Annotated in this window: 32 protein-coding genes; all 32 read right to left on the bottom strand. The window is 40.3% G+C overall.

Going from position 1 to position 19,251, the window contains the following annotated elements; all coding sequences use genetic code 11:
- Positions 1 to 85 precede the first annotated feature (85 nt).
- The gene (locus tag BM057_RS02570; RefSeq protein ID WP_092091284.1) at positions 86 to 883 is read right to left on the bottom strand and encodes an energy-coupling factor transporter transmembrane component T family protein; all 798 of its coding nucleotides are present in this window, start codon (positions 881 to 883) and stop codon (positions 86 to 88) included.
- Positions 880 to 1,779 (bottom strand): energy-coupling factor ABC transporter ATP-binding protein, encoded by a 900-nt coding sequence (locus BM057_RS02565; protein WP_092091282.1) that lies wholly within the window; start codon positions 1,777 to 1,779, stop codon positions 880 to 882. The genes BM057_RS02570 and BM057_RS02565 overlap by 4 nt, the downstream gene beginning before the upstream one ends.
- Positions 1,755 to 2,594: an energy-coupling factor ABC transporter ATP-binding protein gene (locus BM057_RS02560; RefSeq protein ID WP_047393247.1), complete on the bottom strand. Its 840-nt coding sequence runs from the start codon at positions 2,592 to 2,594 to the stop codon at positions 1,755 to 1,757. Before BM057_RS02560 ends, BM057_RS02565 begins: the two co-directional genes overlap by 25 nt.
- 1,642 nt (positions 2,595 to 4,236) lie before the next feature.
- Positions 4,237 to 4,617: a 50S ribosomal protein L17 gene (gene rplQ, locus BM057_RS02550; RefSeq protein WP_047393244.1), complete on the bottom strand. Its 381-nt coding sequence runs from the start codon at positions 4,615 to 4,617 to the stop codon at positions 4,237 to 4,239.
- 27 nt (positions 4,618 to 4,644) lie between these two features.
- Complete coding sequence (locus BM057_RS02545; protein WP_047393243.1) at positions 4,645 to 5,589, bottom strand: DNA-directed RNA polymerase subunit alpha; 945 nt, start codon at positions 5,587 to 5,589, stop codon at positions 4,645 to 4,647.
- A gap of 74 nt (positions 5,590 to 5,663) precedes the next feature.
- Entirely contained in the window at positions 5,664 to 6,050 is a 387-nt protein-coding gene (gene rpsK, locus BM057_RS02540) for a 30S ribosomal protein S11 (RefSeq protein ID WP_092091278.1), read from the bottom strand.
- Between the two features lie 25 nt (positions 6,051 to 6,075).
- Positions 6,076 to 6,441, bottom strand: coding sequence for a 30S ribosomal protein S13 (gene rpsM / locus BM057_RS02535; protein ID WP_047393238.1), 366 nt, complete (start codon positions 6,439 to 6,441; stop codon positions 6,076 to 6,078).
- A gap of 25 nt (positions 6,442 to 6,466) precedes the next feature.
- Positions 6,467 to 6,580 carry a 50S ribosomal protein L36 gene (rpmJ, locus tag BM057_RS02530; protein ID WP_047393235.1) on the bottom strand — a complete coding sequence of 38 codons (114 nt, stop codon included), beginning with the start codon at positions 6,578 to 6,580 and terminating at the stop codon, positions 6,467 to 6,469.
- A gap of 34 nt (positions 6,581 to 6,614) precedes the next feature.
- A complete protein-coding gene (infA, locus tag BM057_RS02525) occupies positions 6,615 to 6,833 on the bottom strand; it encodes a translation initiation factor IF-1 (RefSeq protein WP_047393233.1) in 219 nt (72 codons plus the stop codon).
- A 267-nt stretch (positions 6,834 to 7,100) separates the two neighbouring features.
- Positions 7,101 to 7,754 (bottom strand): adenylate kinase, encoded by a 654-nt coding sequence (locus BM057_RS02520; RefSeq protein ID WP_047393231.1) that lies wholly within the window; start codon positions 7,752 to 7,754, stop codon positions 7,101 to 7,103.
- Between the two features lie 57 nt (positions 7,755 to 7,811).
- Positions 7,812 to 9,104 carry a preprotein translocase subunit SecY gene (gene secY / locus BM057_RS02515; RefSeq protein ID WP_092091276.1) on the bottom strand — a complete coding sequence of 431 codons (1,293 nt, stop codon included), beginning with the start codon at positions 9,102 to 9,104 and terminating at the stop codon, positions 7,812 to 7,814.
- Positions 9,104 to 9,544 carry a 50S ribosomal protein L15 gene (gene rplO / locus BM057_RS02510; RefSeq protein WP_047393227.1) on the bottom strand — a complete coding sequence of 147 codons (441 nt, stop codon included), beginning with the start codon at positions 9,542 to 9,544 and terminating at the stop codon, positions 9,104 to 9,106. The genes secY and rplO overlap by 1 nt, the downstream gene beginning before the upstream one ends.
- A 54-nt stretch (positions 9,545 to 9,598) precedes the next feature.
- On the bottom strand, positions 9,599 to 9,778 hold the full coding sequence (rpmD, locus tag BM057_RS02505; RefSeq protein WP_047393225.1) for a 50S ribosomal protein L30: 180 nt from the start codon (positions 9,776 to 9,778) through the stop codon (positions 9,599 to 9,601).
- A gap of 17 nt (positions 9,779 to 9,795) precedes the next feature.
- A complete protein-coding gene (rpsE, locus tag BM057_RS02500) occupies positions 9,796 to 10,296 on the bottom strand; it encodes a 30S ribosomal protein S5 (RefSeq protein WP_047393222.1) in 501 nt (166 codons plus the stop codon).
- Positions 10,297 to 10,317: 21 nt separating this feature from the next.
- The gene (gene rplR / locus BM057_RS02495) at positions 10,318 to 10,674 is read right to left on the bottom strand and encodes a 50S ribosomal protein L18 (RefSeq protein WP_047393219.1); all 357 of its coding nucleotides are present in this window, start codon (positions 10,672 to 10,674) and stop codon (positions 10,318 to 10,320) included.
- A gap of 110 nt (positions 10,675 to 10,784) precedes the next feature.
- The gene (gene rplF / locus BM057_RS02490) at positions 10,785 to 11,321 is read right to left on the bottom strand and encodes a 50S ribosomal protein L6 (protein WP_047393216.1); all 537 of its coding nucleotides are present in this window, start codon (positions 11,319 to 11,321) and stop codon (positions 10,785 to 10,787) included.
- Between the two features lie 31 nt (positions 11,322 to 11,352).
- Entirely contained in the window at positions 11,353 to 11,751 is a 399-nt protein-coding gene (rpsH, locus tag BM057_RS02485) for a 30S ribosomal protein S8 (RefSeq protein ID WP_047393214.1), read from the bottom strand.
- Between the two features lie 31 nt (positions 11,752 to 11,782).
- Positions 11,783 to 11,968 (bottom strand): type Z 30S ribosomal protein S14, encoded by a 186-nt coding sequence (locus tag BM057_RS02480; RefSeq protein WP_047393211.1) that lies wholly within the window; start codon positions 11,966 to 11,968, stop codon positions 11,783 to 11,785.
- Between the two features lie 19 nt (positions 11,969 to 11,987).
- Positions 11,988 to 12,527 (bottom strand): 50S ribosomal protein L5, encoded by a 540-nt coding sequence (gene rplE, locus BM057_RS02475; protein ID WP_047393206.1) that lies wholly within the window; start codon positions 12,525 to 12,527, stop codon positions 11,988 to 11,990.
- Between the two features lie 30 nt (positions 12,528 to 12,557).
- On the bottom strand, positions 12,558 to 12,866 hold the full coding sequence (gene rplX / locus BM057_RS02470; protein WP_047393203.1) for a 50S ribosomal protein L24: 309 nt from the start codon (positions 12,864 to 12,866) through the stop codon (positions 12,558 to 12,560).
- 35 nt (positions 12,867 to 12,901) lie between these two features.
- Positions 12,902 to 13,270 carry a 50S ribosomal protein L14 gene (rplN, locus tag BM057_RS02465; RefSeq protein WP_047393200.1) on the bottom strand — a complete coding sequence of 123 codons (369 nt, stop codon included), beginning with the start codon at positions 13,268 to 13,270 and terminating at the stop codon, positions 12,902 to 12,904.
- A gap of 43 nt (positions 13,271 to 13,313) precedes the next feature.
- The gene (rpsQ, locus tag BM057_RS02460; RefSeq protein WP_047393198.1) at positions 13,314 to 13,580 is read right to left on the bottom strand and encodes a 30S ribosomal protein S17; all 267 of its coding nucleotides are present in this window, start codon (positions 13,578 to 13,580) and stop codon (positions 13,314 to 13,316) included.
- A 27-nt stretch (positions 13,581 to 13,607) separates the two neighbouring features.
- The gene (gene rpmC, locus BM057_RS02455; protein ID WP_047393195.1) at positions 13,608 to 13,802 is read right to left on the bottom strand and encodes a 50S ribosomal protein L29; all 195 of its coding nucleotides are present in this window, start codon (positions 13,800 to 13,802) and stop codon (positions 13,608 to 13,610) included.
- Positions 13,792 to 14,226, bottom strand: coding sequence for a 50S ribosomal protein L16 (rplP, locus tag BM057_RS02450; RefSeq protein ID WP_047393193.1), 435 nt, complete (start codon positions 14,224 to 14,226; stop codon positions 13,792 to 13,794). Before rplP ends, rpmC begins: the two co-directional genes overlap by 11 nt.
- A 2-nt stretch (positions 14,227 to 14,228) precedes the next feature.
- Positions 14,229 to 14,885, bottom strand: a complete 657-nt coding sequence (rpsC, locus tag BM057_RS02445; RefSeq protein ID WP_047393190.1) for a 30S ribosomal protein S3 — start codon at positions 14,883 to 14,885, stop codon at positions 14,229 to 14,231.
- Positions 14,886 to 14,888: 3 nt separating this feature from the next.
- Entirely contained in the window at positions 14,889 to 15,245 is a 357-nt protein-coding gene (rplV, locus tag BM057_RS02440; protein WP_047393188.1) for a 50S ribosomal protein L22, read from the bottom strand.
- Positions 15,246 to 15,267: 22 nt separating this feature from the next.
- Positions 15,268 to 15,546, bottom strand: coding sequence for a 30S ribosomal protein S19 (rpsS, locus tag BM057_RS02435; protein WP_047393185.1), 279 nt, complete (start codon positions 15,544 to 15,546; stop codon positions 15,268 to 15,270).
- 54 nt (positions 15,547 to 15,600) lie between these two features.
- Positions 15,601 to 16,431: a 50S ribosomal protein L2 gene (gene rplB / locus BM057_RS02430; RefSeq protein WP_092091274.1), complete on the bottom strand. Its 831-nt coding sequence runs from the start codon at positions 16,429 to 16,431 to the stop codon at positions 15,601 to 15,603.
- Positions 16,432 to 16,464: 33 nt separating this feature from the next.
- Positions 16,465 to 16,752, bottom strand: a complete 288-nt coding sequence (gene rplW / locus BM057_RS02425) for a 50S ribosomal protein L23 (protein WP_092091272.1) — start codon at positions 16,750 to 16,752, stop codon at positions 16,465 to 16,467.
- Positions 16,752 to 17,375 (bottom strand): 50S ribosomal protein L4, encoded by a 624-nt coding sequence (gene rplD / locus BM057_RS02420; protein WP_047393178.1) that lies wholly within the window; start codon positions 17,373 to 17,375, stop codon positions 16,752 to 16,754. The genes rplW and rplD overlap by 1 nt, the downstream gene beginning before the upstream one ends.
- 26 nt (positions 17,376 to 17,401) lie before the next feature.
- Entirely contained in the window at positions 17,402 to 18,034 is a 633-nt protein-coding gene (gene rplC / locus BM057_RS02415) for a 50S ribosomal protein L3 (protein ID WP_047393175.1), read from the bottom strand.
- A gap of 31 nt (positions 18,035 to 18,065) precedes the next feature.
- A complete protein-coding gene (rpsJ, locus tag BM057_RS02410; RefSeq protein ID WP_047393172.1) occupies positions 18,066 to 18,374 on the bottom strand; it encodes a 30S ribosomal protein S10 in 309 nt (102 codons plus the stop codon).
- Between the last annotated feature and the right edge of the window lie 877 nt (positions 18,375 to 19,251).

Below are 19,251 nucleotides of genomic sequence, written 5' to 3'. Positions count from 1 at the left end.
TTTCGAAATCCTTTCTAGTGTTTAAAGTCTTTTTTCAAAAAAATAAGGCTGAGAAAAGGGTTTTCCCAGCCCATACATTTATTCTTTAGTTGCGTAAGAAAATCAGCGCTCCAGTTAGTACGGCAAAAGTCAGCATCACGATCGTATCGGATGTTTGCCAATGCAATTGACGGTACTTGGTTCTTCCTTCGCCGCCTTGATAACCGCGCGCTTCCATAGCGGTAGCTAATTCTTCAGCTCGATTGAATGAGCTGACAAATAAAGGAATCAACAGCGGTACGATTGCTTTCATTTGCTGAAAAATATTGCCTTCGCCAAAATCTACCCCTCGAGCACGTTGCGCGTTCATGATTTTTTCCGTTTCGTCCATCAAGGTAGGAACAAATCGCAGCGCAATCGACAGCATCAAAGCAATTTCATAAACGGGCACTTTGAGTTTCGTCAACGGGCGCAGTAAGTATTCGATCGCATCTGTCAGCGATAGCGGCATCGTGGTCAATGTCAGTAATGTGGACATAAAAATGATCAATACGAACCGGCAGAAAATAAAGACCCCATTCAATAGTCCTTGTGAGGTGACCATGATCGGCCCCCATTGAAAATACGTCTCACCACCGCTTGTAAATAATACTTGCAGCACAACGGTAAATAAAATCAACCAAATCATCGGCTTGACTCCATTGATAAAAAAGCTGAATTTAATATCGGTCAGCTTAACAGCCAGCAAAGTGAACAACAGCAATAATAAGTAGGTCTGCCAGTTATTGGCCAAAAAGATAATGATGATGAAAAACATCGTCGCTAGCAATTTGGCACGAGGATCTAGACGATGGATCCAGGAAGTCCCTGGAATGTAACGACCAAATATTAATTTATCCATCATCTGTCCTCACCGCCCTTTTCTTGAGCAGTCTGTTTAGGTAAATTTGGCAACCACGCTGCAATTTGCTCTGCCAGTTCAGCAGTCGTCAAAGGCAGTTTCGCAAATGAACGATTCAATCGCTTTTCTAAACGCCCGGCAAAAGCTACAGCTGCCGGTACTCCCAATTGCTTACTTTCCAGCCATTCTGCATCTTGAAAGATTTCTCGAGGCTCGCCTTGTTTGACCACCGTTCCTTTTTCAAGAATGATCATGTGGTCCGCATAGTTGGCAACATCATCCATTTGATGAGTGACCAAGACAATCGTCATATTCTGCTGTTGATGCAGGCCAAAAAACATCTCCATCATTTCTTTTCTTCCTTGAGGATCTAGCCCGGCTGTCGGTTCGTCTAATACGAGGACTTCGGGGTCCATTGCCAAGACTCCTGCGATGGCGACTCGCCGCATTTGCCCGCCGGATAAGTCAAATGGCGAACGTTCCATAAAACTCTCATCCAGTCCTACCAGCGGCAGCATCCGCTTAGCGATCTCTTTCCCCTCTTCTTCTGAGGCACCAAAGTTCTTAGGACCAAAAGCAATATCTCTTGCGATTGTTTCTTCAAATAATTGCGCTTCTGGGAATTGAAAAACGATCCCTACTTTCTTACGGATGTTTTTCAAATTTTTGTTATCTGTTTGGCTGGTAATCACGCGGTCACCGATTTTAACCGTTCCTTCAGTTGGTTTGCTCAATGCATTTAGATGTTGCAACAACGTCGATTTGCCGCTTCCCGTATGACCCACAAGCGCAGTATAGCTGCCTTCTTTGATCATTAGATCGATGTCATACAATGCCCGACTTTCAAAGGGTGTCCCTTTCTGGTAGGTATAGCCTACTTTTTCGAAAGTAATGTCCATAGCCATTCCACCATCCCTTCATCTGTCAAGTATGTGTCCGGCACTGATAGCCCATTTCTGCTCAAAGCCGATTTCAATTTTTCTGGAAACGGTAGATCCAAACCCATATGAACCAGATTATCTCCATTTGCAAAAATCTCTGCAGGCGTGCCTTCTTCGATCAAATGACCAGCTCGCATCACAAAAATACGATTGGCCAATGCAGCTTCGTCAATATCATGAGTAATAGAAATAACCGTCAAGTTTTCCTGCTCTTTGATTTCTTTAACGGTCTGGATTACTTCTTTTCTTCCTTGAGGATCCAGCATACTCGTTGCCTCATCTAAAATGATCAGATCTGGGCGCAAAGCCACAACGCCTGCAATCGCAACACGTTGTTTTTGCCCACCGGAAAGCCGAGCTGGTTCGCGCTCCATAAAACTATCCATTTTTACTTTTTGAATAGCAGAATGGACACGCTCAACCATTTCCTTTCTCGGAACAGCTAGATTTTCCAATCCAAAAGCAACATCATCTTGTACGGTAGAGCCGACAAACTGATTGTCAGGATTTTGAAAAACCATACCGACTTTCTCTCTGATTTTCCAAAGGTTCTCTTCTGTTAAGGGCAAGTCTCCAACCTTAACTTCTCCCTTATCCGGTACGATCAAACCATTAATAGTTTTGGCTAAGGTTGATTTTCCTGAACCATTCGGCCCAATAATGGCCACCCACTCTCCTGCTTCAATGGAAAGAGAAACGTCTTCCAGTGCCAACCGATCATCCGTATCTCGGTACTGATAAGTTAAGTTTTTTAGCGTTACGATCTTATCCATGCTTCTTCTCCTTACATACAGAAAAGCCCCTTCAACACGCAAGCTTCTCCTTTACTCTCACAGCCATCCCACTACAAAGAAACGAGAGAGCAACCGATTAATTAATGCAGACACAAAAAATATACCTTGTCATAACAAATCCAGCACCTGCAAATACTGTTTACATTATACACTGTTTTACAAAAAAATTTCACTCTAAAATAAAAAGGATGCGAAGAAAAAAGGATGCGGAGAAACACGTTTAGAAAGCGAAGACTATCGCCATCCTGACGCAAACAGCCCAGCAAAGCGGGTGTGCGGACAGGATAAGATAGACACAGCTTTCTGTGTTTCGCAGCTCAACTAAAACCAGGACGCGGAGAAAGCCCGAAACAGTCACAGCAAAAACAGGAAGTTGTTGAAGAGAGCAGCGTAGCGCGCATCAAAACAACTTATCTTTTTTGCAAAGACTCTACCTCGCGCAACTCAACTAAAAGGATGTGAAGCGACCCCGAAAGAGTCGATAGGACATTCTGAAAAGCATCCTGAGATAATAGCGAAAAAAAGTGGAACCACGCTAATAGCGTCTTTTATTGTGCTCGTCACATAAAAAGCGCTATTTTGTTATGATCAGCGCGTATTTAACACTACGTTGAAAGCTATTGTGCTAAAACTCGTTCATAGACCAAGCTTCTGTGATCAAGTTCAGAGCGTAAAACTTGCAACTCGTTCACAGACCAGACTTCTGTGATCAAGTTCAGAGTATAAAAACCTTCAACTCGTTTACAGACCAGACTTCTGTGATCAAGTTCAGAGTGTAAAGCCTTCAACTTGTTCATAGGATCGGCTACCAGGCGACTTTGCAGCGAATCGGTCCCGACGTGATAAGAGAAAGCTAAAAACTCTTTAATGGTGCAAAGTCTCGCTTCGCTCGCTTTGTGCTATTTCACTGAGCTTGATGATATCAATCGATCTCAAGCTCAAGGAGCCTGCAAATCCTTATGTCTACTATGTCTCCTTAACGTAAAGGAGCAGAAAAAGCGCAAATAACTGCATGTTTTGTTATTCAAAAGACCCTATTCAATAACAAAAATAGCGATTGCGTACGACCTTAATCCTGTCACACCTAGCCCCTCTTAATCAAAAAATGGTTCTACAATATTTAACGTTGGTCTGTAAAAAATCAATTTTTTTAATGCTAAGCTCGTTAGAATCCTATTTCTAGAAATTTCAGGAGGCTCATAGGGCTACTGATAGCCATGAAAAAAGATGCAATGTGAATCACTACTTAGTGTTAGGCTTTAGCCGTTACACTAAGTTTGAAGCTTGCAAGCATTGAGACGTGATTTTCGGCTCAATGTGTTCTCATGGCATTCCATCAGTAGCCCATCGACCGTAGGAAATTTCTTTACCAACGTTAAAAGAGGAAGAACCCAAAAAATCCTTCTTATTTTAAAGTAAAAAAAAATCACTTTAATTGATGAATGTACCTCCTCTGGAAAGAGCAATCTTCCCAGAAGAAGTTTAGAGCTAGACTCGGAAATTTTTTAATTGTTTTCCATCATCGTAACACTCTGTTCATACATCTAATAAAGTGAACGTCGTTTATTTACGTTTGCTTCTGCATCTCTTTAAAGCGGACACCCTCTTTTCAACGGTCAAATTAAACTAATTCTAAAACGACCATTGGTGCACCATCTCCACGACGGTTTTCAGTTTTCAAAATGCGTGTATATCCACCTTGACGTTCAGTATAACGTGGTGCAATATCATCAAACAATTTTTGTAAAGCTGATTCTACAACAATTGCATCTTCTTCTTCCTTAACAGAAGCAATTTCATTGCGAACAAATGCTGCTGCTTGACGACGAGCATGCAAATCGCCGCGTTTTCCTAAAGTAATCATTTTTTCAGCTGTTTTGCGTACTTCTTTCGCGCGAGCTTCAGTTGTCACAATACGTTCGTTAATGATTAGATCAGAAGTTAAGTCGCGTAGCATTGCTTTACGTTGTGAACTTGTACGTCCTAATTTGCGGTAACCCATTGTGCTATTTCCTCCTTTGATACAGTACTAGTCTTCTTGACGCAAGTGCAGATCTAATTCAGATAGTTTATGTTTCACTTCTTCAAGAGATTTGCGGCCAAGGTTACGTACCTTAATCATTTCAGCTTCAGATTTATCAGTCAATTCCTGAACGGTATTGATGCCGGCACGTTTCAAACAGTTGTATGAACGTACAGATAAATCAAGCTCTTCAATCGTCATTTCGAGTTTCTTTTCTTTTTGAGTTTCTTCTTTTTCTACCATGATTTCCACTTTACGTGTCTCATCGGTAAGATTTACAAAGATGTTCAAATGTTCAATTAAAATCCGACCAGCCAAGCTAACAGCTTCTTCAGGACTGATTGAACCATTTGTCCATACATCAAGTGTCAGTTTGTCAAAAGTATCCTTTTGACCCACTCGAGTATTTTCTACTTGATAGTTCACACGACTAACTGGGGTGTAAATTGAGTCGATTGGCAATACACCGATTGGCATATCGTCTTGTTTATTATATTCAGCTCTGGTGTATCCTCTACCTTTTTTAGCATTCATTCGAACATGGAAATGTCCGCCTTCTGCTACTGTACAAATGTACAAATCAGGGTTTAAGATTTCAACATCGCTATCATAAATAATGTCAGCGGCTGTAACAACTGCTGGACCTTTTACATCGATTTCAATTGTTTTATCTTCTTCAGAATACAATTTGATTGCCAGTTTTTTTAAGTTTAAAATGATTGCTGTGACGTCTTCAACAACACCATCAACAGTAGAAAATTCATGTAAAATACCATCAATTTGAATACTTGTTACGGCTGCCCCTGGGAGAGAAGACAATAATATACGACGAAGGGAATTCCCTAACGTTGTGCCATACCCACGTTCAAGCGGCTCTACAACGAATTTACCAAACTTGGCATCATCGCTGATCTCAATCGTTTCAATTTTTGGTTTTTCAATTTCGATCATTCTGCTTTTTACCCCTTTCAAAACGTTAAGTTCATGTTACTGAGTGCAAACCTACAAAACGAAGCAGCTCTCAATTAAACACGACGGCGTTTTGGAGGGCGGCATCCATTATGAGGGATTGGTGTTACGTCACGAATAGCTGTAACTTCTAATCCTGCTGCTTGTAAAGAACGAATAGCAGCTTCACGACCGGAACCAGGTCCTTTAACTGTAACTTCTACAGTTTTCATACCATTTTCCATGCTTGTTTTAGCTGCTGTTTCAGCGGCCAATTGAGCTGCAAATGGAGTTGATTTTTTTGATCCGCGGAAGCCCGATGCTCCTGCTGAAGACCATGAAATAGCATTACCATGAGTATCTGTAATCATGACAATAGTATTGTTAAAAGTAGAACGGATATGAGCTACTCCACTTTCAATATTCTTTTTTGTACGACGTCTGCGTTGAACTTTTCTAGCCATTAAGGTTTACCTCCTTACTTACTGATTATTTTTTCTTACCTGCAATTGCCTTAGCTGGGCCTTTGCGTGTGCGAGCGTTGTTTTTCGTGTTTTGTCCACGAACTGGCAAGCCGCGACGATGACGCATGCCTCGGTATGAGCCGATATCGATTAAACGTTTGATGTTTTGGTTAACTTCACGACGTAAGTCACCTTCAACTTTCAATTTATCCACTTCTGCACGGATAGCGTCTAATTGATCATTTGTTAATTCACGTACACGAATATCTTCGGATACGTCAGCTGCTGCTAATACTTGTTGAGCAGTGTTTTTACCGATTCCATATATATAAGTTAGAGAAATTACTACACGTTTGTCACGTGGAATATCTACACCTGCAATACGAGCCATTACAATTACACCTCCTAATTTTTTATTATCCTTGACGTTGTTTATGTTTTGGATTTTCACAAATAACCATTACCCGACCATTACGACGGATGATTTTACATTTGTCACAAATCTTTTTAACTGATGGTCTTACTTTCATGAACTAACCCTCCTATTTTATTGACGGAGTGCAACTATTTAAAGCGATAAGTGATACGTCCACGACTGAGATCGTATGGAGATAACTCAACAGTAACTTTATCTCCCGGCAAGATTCGAATGTAGTTCATGCGAATTTTTCCGGAAACATGCGCCAACACAATATGGCCATTTTCAAGTTCCACTTTAAACATTGCATTTGGCAAAGTTTCAACGACTGTTCCTTCTATTTCAATGACATCGTCTTTCGCCACGCCTTGTACCTCCTTAAGTTTGTTTCGCTTCAAACGCGATAAACAGTGAGCGCATTTCTCAGCCCCCACTTTTGATTCATCTTAACTTATTCATGTCCTACAACTAACGAAAAGCATCGAGAATCGATACCCGTAAAATTATATCACAGTCTTTTTAGATTAGCAATACTTTTAAACAAGGTTTCGCTTGTCATCATCGACACAATGTTGAGTTGATCTGATGGGTCTCTTGAAGTCCAAAGATGAAATGGACAGCTGGAAAGAAAATTAATTTGTTTTTTCAATAATACCTTGAACATCTTTGAAGACATCTTTTACATCATCTTCACCGTTGACGGTATATAAAACATTGCGCTCTCTATAAAAACTTAATAGAGGTTCTGTTAATTCAGTGTTTACCTTGATCCGGTTAGCAACAGTTTCTGGTTTGTCGTCTTCTCTTTGGTAGAATTCTGTTCCGCCGCAGCGATCACAAACACCAGGAACTTTAGTTGGTTTATTGATCTTGTGGTAAGTTGCGCCACAATTTTTACAAATAAAACGTCCGGTCAATCTTTCCATTAAAATGTCTGGATTTACTTCAATGTAAATCACAGCATCGATTGGTTTGTTGATATCATTCGTGATGTCTTCCAATGCTTCAGCTTGTACTAAAGTTCTTGGAAAACCATCAAGAAGAAATCCTTTGTCAGTATCTGGTTCTGAAAGACGTTCACGTACGATGCCGTTAGTGATCTCGTCAGGCACCAAATTACCAGCATCCATATAGGTTTTGGCTTTCAGGCCCAATTCGGTTTCTTTTTCGACTGCAGCCCGGAACATGTCTCCTGTGGAAATATGAGGAATACCATAAGCATCAACGATTTGTTCTGCCTGTGTTCCTTTACCTGCTCCAGGAAGTCCCATTAAAATGAGATTCATCATTTTCCTCCTTCATGTAAAGAATCAGTGCTGAGGAAAGCCCTCAACACGTTCTTCTTATTGGATAAAGCCTTTGTAACTTTGTTTAACAGCTTGTCCTTCTAATTGTCTCATCGTATCTAAAGCTACACCGACAACGATCAGTAAGCTTGTTCCACTAAGTGCAATAGATGAAGGCAAGTTCCACAAATTAGATGCTACGATCGGTACGATTGCGATAATACCTAAGTAAAGAGCACCCACTGTACTCAAACGAGTAAGCAGTTTTGATAAGAAATCTTGTGTTGGCTTGCCAGGACGCACGCTTGGAATGTATCCACTTTGTTTCTGCAGATTTTCAGCTACTTTTTCTGGGTTGACCTGAATAAAGGCATAGAAATAAGTAAATGCCACAATCAGAATCAAATAAAGTGCTGCACCGATCGGCTCTTGCAGATTGAAAATGGAATTCAGTACCTTATACCATTGAGCACCTGAATAATTTTGCGCAAAGAAACCAAGAATGGTTTGCGGCGTCATAATAAAGGAGCTTGCAAAAATGACGGGGATAACCCCAGCAGAGTTGACTTTCAATGGAATATGCGCACTTTGCTCAGAAGCTGATACACGTTTTGAATACTGTACAGGAATTTTGCGGCGCGAGTTTTCCATATAGATCACGATAATAATCATCAGAATCAACACAAGTACTACAGCAACCGTAAATAAGATGGCTTGTAAAACTTGATCTCCGGCATTCCGGATTTCTGAACTGTAGAAATTTGCGATATCTGTTGGAATACGTGCTACGATCCCTGCAAAGATGATCATAGATGTACCATTTCCAAAGCCATGAACTGTGATCAGTTCAGCTAGCCACAGAACCAACATGGTACCAGCCGTTAAAATCAAAGCGATCGAAAGATAAGTGGTTGAACTTGGATCATTGATCAAACCAGCCCCAGTTAAAGCATTAAAGCCGTATGAGATCCCAATAGCTTGTACAAAAGCCAAAGCGATGGTCAAATACCGCGTAGCTTGATTCAGTTTTCTTCGTCCCACTTCTCCTTGATCAGCCCATTCAGTGAAAATAGGAATGATATCCATTTGCAGCAGCTGAATAACGATTGAAGCAGTAATATAAGGAGAGACACCTAAAGCAAATATCGAGTAACTGCTTAGTGCTCCTCCTCCAAAAGTATTCAATAGCCCAAACAATCCTGAAGATGCCAAGTTGCCTAATGCGGAAGCATTTACGCCAGGAACCGTAATGTGAGCTCCTAGGCGAAAAAGAATCAAAATCCCGAGTGTAAATAAAACTCGACTTCTAATTTCCTTATCTCTTAAAGCGTCTTTGATTGTTTTGAACATTAGATCACCTCAACAGAACCGCCAGCAGCTTCGATCGCTGCTTTTGCTGATTGGGAGAATTTATTTGCTTTCACTGTCAATTTACGTTCTAATTGACCGTTTCCTAGCACTTTGATTCCAGATTTTTCGTCTTTGATAACACCTGATTCAACAAGTAAAGCTGGTGTTACTTCAGAACCATCTTCGAAGCGATTTAATGAGTCAAGATTAACAACAGCGTATTCTTTACGGTTGATGTTTGTAAATCCACGTTTTGGTAAAGTTCTGAATAATGGTGTTTGTCCACCTTCGAACCCAAGACGTACACCACCGCCTGAACGTGCTTTTTGTCCTTTTTGACCACGACCTGAAGTCTTACCATTGCCAGATGAAGTTCCGCGACCTACACGATTGCGTACTTTACGAGAACCTTCTGCAGGTTTTAATTCATGAAGTTTCATTAGATTGGGCACCTCCTTCAATTTAAATCTTACACATTCTAAAAATAGAATTGATTATACTTCTTTAACGTCCACTAAATGTGAAATCGTCTTAACCATGCCTTTGATGGCATCATTGGCAGGTTTAACAACTGTGCTGTTTGTTTTTTTCAAACCTAAAGCGCGAGCTGTTTTGATTTGATTTTGAGGACGTCCGATAACGCTGCGTTTTAAAGTAATTTCTAACTGAGCCATTTCTTATTGTCCTCCTCTTATCCTAAGATTTCTTCGACAGATTTTCCGCGAAGTTTAGCAACATCTTCAACGCGTTTCAATTGTTCTAAACCATTGATTGTTGCGCGTACCATGTTGATTGGTGTGCTTGAACCGATTGATTTACTTGTTACGTCAAGAACGCCTGCAAGTTCCAATACGGCACGAACTGGTCCGCCAGCAGAAACCCCAGAACCTTCAACAGCAGGTTTGATCAAGATGTTTCCACCACTGTAACGTCCGATTACTTCATGAGGAACAGTAGAACCAGCAATTGGTACTTCAATCAAATTCTTTTTAGCAGCTTCGATAGCTTTACGGATAGCTTCTGGAACTTCTTGAGCTTTACCAGTACCAAATCCGACATGTCCGTTTTTGTCTCCAACAACGACTAAAGCAGCAAAGCGTAAACGACGTCCACCTTTAACAACTTTTGTTACACGGTTGATTGTAACAACACGGTCTTCTAATTCCATAGTGCTTGGGTCAATGTTTACCATTGTGTGGTTTTCCTCCTTTTTCTAGAATTCTAGTCCATTTTCGCGAGCAGCTTCAGCTAAAGCGGCAACGCGGCCATGGTAAAGGTATCCACCACGGTCAAAGACTACTTCTTTAATTTCTTTTGCAGCAGCGCGTTCAGCAACTAATTTGCCGACAGCAGATGCTTGTTCTGTTTTTGTTTCGCCTGAAACTTCTTTATCTAATGTAGATGCACTTGCTAGCGTTACACCCGCTACGTCATCAATGATTTGAGCGTAGATGTTTTTATTGGAACGGAAAACGTTCAAGCGTGGGCACTCAGCAGTACCAGAAATTTTAGAACGCACACGTGCATGTTTTTTCAAACGCACTTTGTTTTTGTCTGGTTTTGAAATCACAATTGTCACCTCTTTATTTTATTATAGCGTATTAAGCTATTTTACAGGCTGTTAACAATCTAATCGGGGAAGTAATAGATCTTATCATCTTTACTACCCTTTTAGAAAGATTATTTACCGGTTTTACCTTCTTTACGACGAACGTATTCGTCTGTGTAGCGGATCCCTTTACCTTTATAAGGTTCTGGTGGGCGTACGCCACGGATGTTAGCAGCTAATTCGCCAACATGTTCTTTATTTGCACCTTTAACAAGGATCGTTGTTGGTTTTGGAACTTCAACTGATAATCCTTCTTCTGGTGTAAATTCAACTGGGTGAGACAACCCAACGTTTAATACAAGTTTGTTTCCTTGTAATTGAGCACGGTATCCAACACCGATCATTTCTAGTGATTTTTCGAAACCTTCAGTTACTCCTACAACCATGTTATTCACGTTTGCACGAGTTGTTCCGTGGATTGTGCGCATTTCTTTGCTTTCATTTGGACGATCAAAAGAAACTTCGTTGTCCGAAACATTCATCGTAATCCGTGAATCGATCTCGCGACTTAGTTCTCCTTTGGGTCCTTTAACAGTTACTACATTCCCGTTTTGAGCAATTTCGACTCCAGCAGGAAGCGTAATGATTTTATTACCAATACGGCTCACAGCAAGGCACCTCCTTATTTATCTTATTCTATTACCAAACGTAAGCTAAGATTTCTCCACCAACGTTTTTGGCACGAGCTTCTTTGTCTGTGATAACACCTTCAGATGTTGAGACGATTGCAATACCTAGTCCGTTAAGTACTTTAGGTACATCGCCAGCCTTAGCATATACACGCAAGCCTGGTTTTGAAATACGTTTCAAACCTGTAATAACACGCTCTTCGTTTTGTCCGTATTTTAAGAACACACGAATCATGCCTTGTTTGTCATCTTCAACAAGTTCAACATCTTTAATGAAGCCTTCGCTTTTCAAGATGTCAGCAATGTCTTTTTTAATTTTAGACGCAGGTGCTTCAAATGATGCGTGTTTTGCAGTGTTTGCATTACGCACACGTGTTAGAAAGTCTGCGATTGGATCTGTCATGACCATTGATTTTAGCCTCCTTTATACGAATTTCTAATTACCAGCTTGCTTTCTTCATGCCTGGGATTTCCCCTTTGTAGGCAAGTTCGCGAATGCAGATACGGCAAAGTTTGAATTTGCGGTAAACAGAATGTGGACGTCCACAACGTTCACAACGTGTATATTCTTGAGTTGAGAATTTAGCAGGGCGTTTGTTTTTAGCAATCTGAGATTTTTTAGCCACTATCTTCGCCTCCTATAGCTTATTTTTGGAATGGCATTCCAAGTTGTTTCAATAATTCTCTTGATTCTTCATCAGTGTTAGCTGTTGTTACAATTACGATATCCATTCCACGAACTTTGTCGACCATATCATAGTCTACTTCAGGGAAGATCAATTGTTCTTTAACTCCCAAAGTGTAGTTTCCACGTCCGTCGAAAGCTTTTGAGCTTACGCCGTGGAAGTCACGTACACGAGGAAGAGAAACAGAAACCAATTTATCTAGGAAATCGTACATTCTTTCTCCACGTAAAGTAACTTTTGTACCAATTGGCATACCTTCACGCAAACGGAAGCCAGCAATTGATTTCTTAGCTTTTGTGATAACTGGTTTTTGACCAGAAATAACTTCTAGTTCAGCAACTGCTTTGTCTAGATTTTTTGAGTTTGATACAGCATCACCAACACCCATATTGATTACGATCTTGTCAATTTTTGGTACTTGCATGATTGATTTGTATCCAAATTTTTCCATCATAGAAGATGAAACTTCGTTAGTATATTTTTCTTTAAGGCGGTTCATGAAGTTTGTCCCTCCTTCCTTAGTCTTTTATTAGTTTAAAACTTCACCGGTTTTTTTAGAAACACGTACTTTTTTGCCGTCTACAACTTTGAATCCAACACGTGTTGGTTCACCAGTCGTTGCATCGATCAGCATAACGTTTGAAGCGTCAATAGGTGCTTCAACTTCAACGATTCCACCAGTTGCTCCAAAGGCAGTAGGTTTTTGGTGTTTTTTCACCACGTTCACGCCTTCTACAACAACACGATTTTTCTTAGGGAAAACAGAGGCTACGACGCCTTCTTTTCCTTTGTCTTTACCAGCGATAACTTTAACTTTATCTCCTGTTTTAATGAACATGTTTTTCTCGCACCTCCTTCATGGATGGTTGATAATTACAATACTTCTGGAGCCAATGAAACGATCTTCATGTAGTTGTTGTCACGCAATTCGCGAGCAACAGGTCCAAAGATACGAGTTCCACGAGGACTCTTATCGTCACGGATAATGACGCATGCATTTTCATCAAATTTGATGTATGAGCCGTCAGTACGACGAGCTCCTGATTTTGTACGTACGATTACAGCTTTGACAACTTCACCTTTTTTGACAACGCCACCTGGTGTTGCACTTTTGACCGTCGCAACAATCACGTCACCAATGTTGGCTGTCTTGCGTCCAGATCCACCTAGCACTTTAATAGTAAGTACTTCACGTGCTCCGGAGTTGTCAGCAACTTTTAAACGACTTTCTGATTGGATCACTTTCGTATCCTCCTTCCGGAATTAGCCTGTTTTTATAGTTCTATTAGATAATAACAGCTTTTTCTACAATTTCGATTAAGCGGAAATGTTTTGAAGCTGACAAAGGACGAGTTTCCATAATTCTTACGATATCGCCGATCTTCGCTTCATTTTTTTCATCATGCGCTTTATATTTTTTTGAGTATTTCATACGTTTACCAACAGTCGGGTGTTGTTTTTGAGTATCGATCTGAACAACGATCGTTTTATCCATTTTGTCAGATACAACGCGTCCTTGGTAAACTTTACGTTCATTACGTTCTTCACTCATTCGCTAGTGACCTCCTTTACCGATCAACTATTTTTTTAGTTCAGCTTGACGCAGCGCAGTTTTGATACGTGCGATCGATTTGCGTACTTCTTTTAATCGAGCAGTATTCTCTAATTGGCCAGTAGCCAATTGGAATCGTAGATTGAATAATTCGTCTTTGTATTCTTTCTCTTTTTCAATCATTTCAGAAGTGGATAAGTCTTTAAGTTCATTAGCCTTCATTCGATTCACCACCAATTTCTTCACGTTTTACAATCTTCGTTTTAATTGGCAATTTGTGAGAAGCAAGACGTAATGCTTCACGAGCGACTTCTTCAGGAACACCGGCAACTTCAAACATGATTTTGCCGCGTTTAACTGGGGCTACCCAGCCTTCAGGAGCACCTTTACCAGATCCCATACGAACTCCGATTGCTTTTGATGTATAAGATTTGTGAGGGAAAATTTTGATCCATACTTTCCCACCACGTTTCATGTAACGAGTCATAGCGATACGAGAAGCTTCGATTTGACGGTTTGTGATCCAGTGAGATTCAACAGCTTGTAAGCCGTATTCTCCGTAAGATACTTCTTTTCCGCCTTTAGCTTCACCGCGCATTTTTCCTCTAAATTCACGACGGTGTTTTACACGTTTAGGTACTAACATGATTATTTCCCTCCTTTCTCAGTATTCTTTTTGGTAGGCAAGATTTCGCCACGGTAAATCCAAACTTTAACGCCTAATTTACCATAAGTTGTATCTGCTTCTACCCATGCATAGTCGATATCTGCACGCAATGTGTGCAATGGAACAGTTCCTTCTGAGTAGCTTTCGCTACGAGCGATATCTGCACCGTTCAAACGACCAGAAACTTGAGTTTTGATTCCTTTCGCTCCAGCGCGCATTGTGCGTTGGATAGCTTGTTTTTGAGCACGACGGAAAGCTACACGGTTTTCAAGTTGACGTGCAATTCCTTCGCCGACTAATTTTGCATCTAAGTCAGGTTTTTTGATTTCCACGATGTTGATGTGAACTCGTTTGCCTGTTAATTTGTTTAGTTCTTTACGTAATGCATCTACTTCAGAACCACCTTTACCAATAACCATACCTGGTTTAGCTGTGTGGATTGAGATGTTGATGCGATTTGCAGCGCGTTCGATTTCAATCAATGAAACAGAAGCTTCGCTTAATTTGTTTTCTAGGAAGTTACGGATATCGATATCTTCAATCAATAATTCGCCATAGTTTTTCTCAGCGTACCATCTTGAGTCCCAGTCACGGATGATGCCGACACGTAATCCCTTTGGATTAATTTTTTGACCCACAGATTATCCCTCCTTCTTTTCTGATACCACGATCGTAATGTGGCTTGTGCGTTTCATAATTGGTGAAGCTGAACCTTTTGCACGTGGACGGAAACGTTTCATCGTTGGTCCTTCGTTGACATAAGCTTCGCTTACAACCAGGTCTGCTACGTCTAAATCGTAGTTGTGTTCTGCATTTGCAATGGCAGATTTTAATACTTTTTCAACTTCAGGTGAAGCTGAGCGCGGTGTGAAGTTCAAAATTGAAATAGCTTCACCAACGCTTTTACCTCTAATAAGATCGACAACTAAACGAACCTTTCGAGGTGCGATACGAACAGTTTTCGCAGTTGCTTTAGCTGCTGTGATTTGTTCTGGCATGAGTTAATCCTCCCCTCAATTATTAACGATTCGTTTTTCTGTCATCTGCTGTGTGACCACGGAAAGTTCTTGTTGGTGCGAACTCGCCTAGTTTGTGTCCTACCATGTCTTCTTGAACATAAACTGGTACATGTTTCCGTCCATCATATACAGCGATTGTGTGCCCTATAAAGTTAGGGAAAATTGTTGAACGACGTGACCATGTTTTGATCACGGTTTTCTTATCATTGCTTGCTTGTTCTTGAACTTTTTTCATCAAGTGTTCATCGACAAAAGGTCCTTTTTTAAGACTACGACCCATGCTTGAACCTCCTTCCAGATAAGTGGAAAGCTGAGCGTATCAACTTTCCTTGGTTTATTTTTTACGACGACGTACGATGTGTTTATTAGATCTTGCTTTGCTGTTACGTGTTTTCAATCCTAGAGCAGGTTTACCCCAAGGTGTTAATGGACCAGCATGTCCGATTGGAGCTTTACCTTCACCACCACCGTGTGGGTGATCGTTAGGGTTCATTACAGAACCACGAACAGTTGGGCGTTTCCCTTGCCAACGAGAACGTCCTGCTTTACCAATTGTGATCAATTCGTGTTGTTCGTTTCCAACTTCACCGACTGTTGCACGGCAAGTAGCCAAGATTTGACGTACTTCTCCTGAAGCTAGACGTACCAATACGTATTTTCCTTCTTTACCTAGAACTTGACCGCCTGTACCAGCTGAGCGTACCAATTGGCCGCCTTTTCCAGGTTTCAATTCGATATTGTGGATCATTGTACCAACAGGAATGCTGCTTAATGGTAATGCGTTACCTGTTTTAATATCAGCATTTTCTCCTGAAAGGATTTGTTGTCCAACTTGCAAACCTTCTGGAGCCAAAATGTAAGTTTTTACACCATCTACATATTGGATCAAAGCAATATTTGCAGAGCGGTTTGGATCGTATTCGATTGTTTTAACGATGCCGACAACATCATCTTTGTTACGTTTAAAGTCAATTACACGGTAGTTACGTTTGTGTCCACCACCGTGATGACGTACAGTGATTCTACCATTGTTGTTACGGCCAGCCGTTTTTCTGTTTGGTTCTAGTAATGATTTTTCAGGAGTTGTTGCTGTAATCTCTGAAAAGTCTGAACCTGTCATGTTACGACGACCATTCGAGGTAGGTTTATACTTTTTAATCGCCACGTGTTTTCCCTCCTACTAAGAATGTCTGAATCTTTATTCAGCGTTAAATAATTCGATATCTTTAGAATCTTCTGTTAATGTTACGATTGCTTTACGACGTTTTTTAGTGTAGCCGGCATATCTTCCCATACGTTTCAATTTTCCGCGTACGTTTAAGATATTCACGTTTTTAACTTTCACACCAAAAATTTCTTCAATCGATTGTTTGATATGTGTCTTGTTCGCGCGCGTATCTACTTCAAAAGTATACTTTTTGTTATCTTGTTCAAGCATAGATTTTTCAGTAATGATCGGGCGTAAAATAATATCGCGTGATTCCATTATTGAAGAGCCTCCTCTACTTGAGTTAGAGCAGTTTGTGTGAATAACAGTTGGTCATGAGATACAACATCTAGAACGTTAACGTTCACTGGAGAAATCACCTTTACTCCTGGAAGGTTACGTGCTGATAATGCAGTAAAGTCATTTTCGTCTTCAACAACAACTAAAACTTTTTTGTCAACGTTTAAGTTATTCAACACTTGTGCGAATTCTTTTGTTTTTGGTGCATCGAAATTCAATGCATCTACAATAACAACTTCTTCTCCTGCTGCTTTTGAAGAAAGTACAGATTTCAATGCTAAGCGACGAACTTTTTTAGGAAGTTTGTAGCTGTATGAACGAGGAGTTGGTCCAAATACTGTACCACCACCACGCCATTGTGGAGAACGGATAGAACCTTGACGTGCACGTCCAGTTCCTTTTTGACGCCATGGTTTGCGTCCACCGCCTCTAACAGCACTGCGGTTTTTAACTTTATGTGTTCCTTGTCTCAATGAAGCACGTTGCATAAGTATTGCATCGTATACTACATTTTCGTTTGGTTCAATGCCGAAGACCGCATCGTTCAATGTAACTTCGCCATTTTGTGAACCATCTTGTTTAAATAAGACTACTTTTGGCATTCCTTTGCTCCTCCTTTCTCTGATTCTTATTTAACTGCTTTACGAGCAGCTTGGATTTGGATTAAGGATTTTTTAGCTCCAGGTACGTTACCTTTGATTAAGATAGCATTTCTTTCAGCGTCAACACGAACGATTTCAAGGTTTTGAAGCGTCACGCGGTTTCCGCCCATACGACCTGGCAATAATTTACGTTTAAATACGCGGTTAGGATCAACGGGACCCATTGAACCAGGACGACGGTGGTAACGAGATCCGTGAGCCATTGGTCCACGAGATTGTCCATGACGTTTGATAACGCCTTGGAATCCTTTACCTTTAGTTGTCCCCGTAACATCAACTTTGTCTCCAGCTTGGAAGACTTCCACTGTAACTTCTTTACCTACTTCGTATTCTCCCAGCTCGACATCGTTGAATTCACGTATGAAGCGCTTAGGAGTAGCATTTGCTTTTGCTACATGACCTTTAGCAGGTTTATTTGACAAAACTTCACGCATGTCTTGGTAGCCTAATTGAACGGCTTCGTAGCCATCATTTTCCATTGTTTTCACTTGTAAAACAACGTTTGGCGTAGCTTCAATAACAGTTACTGGAACTAATTCTCCAGCTTCGTTAAAGATTTGTGTCATCCCTACTTTTGTTCCTAAGATTCCTTTGGTCATGAGTACACCTCCATTAATTTTTTATTTTTTATTATAGTTTGATTTCGATATCTACACCAGACGGTAAATCTAATTTTGTTAAAGCATCAACAGTTTTTGGTGTTGGGTTAACAATATCGATTACACGTTTGTGTGTACGCATTTCAAATTGTTCACGAGAATCTTTATATTTGTGAGTTGCACGAATCACTGTATATACGCTTCTCTCTGTTGGCAATGGAATTGGACCAGACACGCTAGCTCCAGTTCTTTTTGCTGTTTCTACAATTTTTTCCGCTGATTGATCCAACGTACGGTGTTCGTATGCTTTCAAACGGATACGGATTTTTTGTTTTGCCATTTTTTTCCCTCCTTCGCCTATTTTAGAAAGTAGACATTGCTCCACGAAAATTTCCGACACACTCGCCGTGGCAAAGCGGCCGGGTGTATCGCAACCTCCCGTTTCCTAGCCATTGGTTTTATAAAAACCTGGGTATGTGATTTCTGTCTATAAATCAGCACCTTTAACAGTATATATAATCTGAAAATTTAAATCAAGCCCTTTTCATTGATTTATCGCATTATTTTCAACTTTTTTTCTGTTTTTTATTTGATTTCGCTTTCATTTTCTAACTTTTTCTTTTGTCCTCTCTTATTCTACTTTCAATGTGACAAAAAAGGAGTCAAAGAAGGATGAATCTTTCTTCTCTTCTACGGTAGCCGCCAGCTGCCGGCTACCTTGTTTCTTCTATAATAATAGATTCCTATTATTTTATATCAAGCTGAAGAGCTTACTTTTACTCGTTCTTGTTTTCCTAGTCCCATTCCAACTATCATTTGCTAAAAAAGGTCCTTTCCCTACTTTGTCATCATCTATTTACCTTTACTCTATCTGCTTTATAGCTTATGTAAGAAAGTACAGAAAATAGCACTTTTTTTATCTCTTACTAAACCAAATGAACTATTTTCAATAAAACTTGTTCATAGAAGTATTGCCTATGAACAAGTTATCATAATAAAGAACTCGACTTGATCACAGAACCGCCTCCTATGAACAAGTTGCTGCAATAAAGAACTCGACTTGATCACAGAACCTCTTCCTGTAAACAAGTTACGGTAATAAAGAGCTTGACTTGATCACAGAACCTCTTCCTGTGAACAAGTTGCAGTAATAAAGAACTCGACTTATTTACAGAACCTCCTCCTACGAACAAGTTACAGTAATAAAAAAGGCGACT

The sequence above is a fragment of the Pisciglobus halotolerans genome (genome assembly GCF_900113675.1).
Lineage (GTDB): Bacteria > Bacillota > Bacilli > Lactobacillales > Carnobacteriaceae > Pisciglobus > Pisciglobus halotolerans.
This window is presented reverse-complemented; position numbering and strand designations above follow the sequence as displayed.